This window comes from Paraburkholderia sp. (genome assembly GCF_035656215.1).
Taxonomy (GTDB): domain Bacteria; phylum Pseudomonadota; class Gammaproteobacteria; order Burkholderiales; family Burkholderiaceae; genus Paraburkholderia.
In genome coordinates this window covers 1-3,364 of the sequence record NZ_DASRSY010000381.1, presented here as the reverse complement: position 1 = coordinate 3,364, position 3,364 = coordinate 1, and the positions used below count along the sequence as shown (strand labels likewise).

The window sequence follows — 3,364 nt, the reverse complement described above, 5'->3', positions numbered from 1 at the left end:
CGAAAGACGGACGTGTCGTCGTAAAACGCGGGCGCTTCGTTCTCGGCGCACCAACCGGGGATCCCCAGCACGGGCAGCGGTGCAAACATACGGCTCGTCAATGCATCGGTGTTCAGGAGTACCGTGCTGACAGACTCGTCGAGCCAAGCGTCGCGCGCCACAGCACTCCAGCCGAAGTAGTCGACCGGGACATCGACGATCCACGCGTGGCCCGTGCAGGCCTTGAACGGCGCGATCAGCTTTTCCAGCAGCGCGTGACCGAAGCAGCGCACTTCACAGCGTGTCCCCCAGGCATCACGGTGAGCAACCAGCAGCGTCTGCCAGTCGAATCCGCGCAATGCCGCGCTCAACGCCGGGTCGGCACAGGCGAACAGCAACGCGTTTTCGTCGAACAGGGTCAGCGTGTCACGCACGCCGCCGCGGGTCGGGCCGACGCCTGACACGTCGATCGCCGCCGACTGCCGCGCGTTCAGCGCTGCCTTGATGCGCGGAAAAGCAAACCACATCGACCCGTTGAAGAAGTCATGCAGATTGTGGCGCGTCGGCACGCAGCCCGTCGACGCGATGTGCGCCTCGTAAGCCTCGCCCGGCGGCAGATCGTCCTGCGCAATGAACGCGAGGCGCTGACCGCGCCCTGTGACCTGGCGCATCGCGACGGCATCGGCATTCATTTCTGCGAGCAACGCCGCGTAGCTCGTCAGCGCGCCCTGCTGCCAGCGCTCGCCGCGCGCCGCGAATTGCGCGAACCATGGCCTCGACCAGTCGATATCGGCGAAACCGGAACCCACGCGCGCCGCCTCTTGCACCTGCATCTAACGCAACCTCAGACGAGGCGCCAACCAATCGACTCACCACCACGCAGCGGCACAACAGGCGTGTCGCCGACCGGCAATTCAGCCGGCAGGGTCCATTCCTCGCGACGCAGCGTAACCTTCTCTTCGCTGCGCGGCAGGCCGTAGAAATCCGCACCGAAGAAGCTGGCGAAGCCTTCGAGCTTGTCCAGTGCGCCGGCCTTGTCGAAGGCTTCCGTATAGAGCTCGAGTGCATGCAGCGCCGTGTAGCAGCCCGCGCAGCCGCACGCGTGCTCCTTCAAGCCCTTCGGATGCGGCGCGCTATCGGTGCCGAGGAAGAAGCGCGGATTGCCCGAGGTCGCCGCCTCGACCAGCGCCACGCGATGCGTCTCGCGCTTCAACACCGGCAGGCAGTAGTAATGCGGGCGAATGCCGCCCTGGAAGATCGCGTTGCGGTTGTACAGCAGATGGTGTGCGGTAATCGTCGCACCAAGCAGCCCCGGCGCCACGCCGGCGTCGCGGATGTAGTCGACTGCATCTTTCGTGGTGATGTGCTCGAACACCACCTTCAGCGCCGGAAATTCGCGGCGCAGCGGCGTCATCACGCGGTCGATGAACACTTTCTCGCGGTCGAACAGGTCGATCGACGAATCCGTCACTTCGCCGTGCACCAGCAGTGGCATGCCGGTTTCCTGCATCACTTCGAGCGTTTTGGCGCACTTCATGATGTCGGTGACGCCTGCGTCCGAGTTGGTCGTCGCACCCGCCGGGTACAGCTTCACGCCATGCACGAAACCGCTTTCGCGCGCGCGGCGGATTTCGTCGGGCGGCGTGTTGTCGGTCAGGTACAGCGTCATCAGCGGTTCGAACTTCGCGCCGGCCGGGATCGCGGCGACGATGCGCTCGCGGTACGCCTGCGCCATCGCGGTCGTGGTAACCGGCGGCTTCAGGTTAGGCATGATGATCGCGCGGCCGAACTGGCGCGCGGTATCCGGCAACACGGCAGCGAGCATCTCGCCGTCGCGAACGTGCAGGTGCCAGTCGTCCGGGCGGGCTAGCGTGACGATGTCGATGGAATCGAGGGGTGCGTTGGAAGCGGTCATGGCGAGAGGGGAACGAGATTCGGTGATAAAAGCGTGATCGACGTGGGCACACTGCGGCAATTCGTGCCGTTGCGGCCTAGACACACGTCAATTTTGCTATTTGGCGCTTCTGGCTCGGTGATATGCTTGGAAAATCATCATTGTAACGGCTCCCCCGTTCACAGGCTTACCCGCAACATGTGCCAACTTCTCGGAATGAACTGCGCCGCGCCGACGGACGTCACGTTCTCGTTCACCGGCTTTGCGGCGCGCGGCGGCGTCACCGATCACCACGCGGACGGCTGGGGCATCGCCTTCTTCGAAGACAAAGCCTGCCGCCTGTTCATCGACCATCAATCGTCGGCCACCTCGCCGATCGCCGAAATGGTCAAGCGCTACCCGATCAAATCGAAGAACACAATCGCGCATATTCGCAAGGCGACGCAAGGGCACATCCTGCTCGAAAACTGCCATCCGTTCATGCGCGAGTTGTGGGGACGTCACTGGATCTTCGCGCACAACGGTGATCTGAAAGACTATTCGCCGGCGCTAAACGGCGTCTATCAGCCTGTCGGCACGACCGATAGCGAGCTCGCGTTCTGCGCGCTGCTCCAAGGCTTGCGCAAGGCTTTCCCGGGCACGCAGCCGCCGCTCGACGAACTGTTCGAGGCGCTCGAAACGCTCACGCGCGAGATCACGCAGTTCGGCGTTTTCAATTTCCTGATGTCGAATGGCCAGGCGCTATTCGCGCATTGCTCGACGCATCTGCACTTCATCGTGCGGCGCTGGCCGTTCTCGACCGCCCATCTGGTCGATGCGGACGTATCGATCGATTTCGCCAAATATACGACGCCGGAAGACCGCGTCGCCGTGATCGCGACCAAGCCGCTCACCGATAACGAAGTCTGGACCGCCTTCCAGCCGGGCGACCTGATGATGTTCCAGCACGGCGAAGTGATCGGCCGGGTCAACGTGCCCGTGCCGGCTTCGGTGCTGGAGAAGCTGCGCAATCCGGAGTTGGATGCCTCGGCTTCGGCGACTACGATTGCGGCCTCGGTTGAAGCGGTGGCCACGGCCGAGGTCGACCTCGAAGCGGCGGACGACGCCGCTGCGTTCGAATCCTGACCTGCGAATGCGCTCGCTGACGTCGGAACACCTGGCTCACGCCGGCATTCGCGAGCACCAGAATGCCTGACCCGCGCCCACAGTCGCAAAAGCCGGAACGGGTCAGAGAAGTCCCGCTGTGTGCGCTTTATCGCTGATTCCTTTTGACTCTTCTTCCAAGGCTGGAAAGAGTTTCAACCCGTTTCAGGACGAATCATCAGAAACAAAAAAGCCGCTTCTTCCGAAGCGGCTTCAGACTGCTGACAAAGTACCCCCGAAGCCTGGCCATGCGCCGGGCTTTGTCGTTTAATGAGCGTCATGCTCAAGAAACCGACGCCCATGCAGCACGAACTCGAGATGGTCACGCTCGAGGAGCTCGTGCCGAAG

Annotated in this window: 4 protein-coding genes; 1 reads left to right on the top strand and 3 read right to left on the bottom strand. The window is 62.9% G+C overall.

Going from position 1 to position 3,364, the window contains the following annotated elements:
* Both VFE81_RS22185 and pyrC read right to left on the bottom strand, forming a co-directional pair.
* A partial coding sequence (locus VFE81_RS22185) for a DUF3025 domain-containing protein (RefSeq protein ID WP_325046649.1) occupies window positions 1-812 on the bottom strand: 812 nt, incomplete at its 3' end.
* An 11-nt stretch (window positions 813-823) separates the two neighbouring features.
* A complete protein-coding gene (gene pyrC / locus VFE81_RS22180; protein WP_325046648.1) occupies window positions 824-1,894 on the bottom strand; it encodes a dihydroorotase in 1,071 nt (356 codons plus the stop codon).
* 177 nt (window positions 1,895-2,071) lie between these two features.
* Here pyrC and VFE81_RS22175 point away from each other — a divergent pair, with 177 nt between their 5' ends.
* A complete protein-coding gene (locus tag VFE81_RS22175) occupies window positions 2,072-2,998 on the top strand; it encodes a class II glutamine amidotransferase (protein ID WP_325046647.1) in 927 nt (308 codons plus the stop codon).
* A gap of 173 nt (window positions 2,999-3,171) precedes the next feature.
* Here the strand turns inward: VFE81_RS22175 and VFE81_RS22170 are convergent.
* On the bottom strand, window positions 3,172-3,364 hold a 193-nt coding region (locus VFE81_RS22170; RefSeq protein ID WP_325046646.1), incomplete at its 5' end, for a hypothetical protein.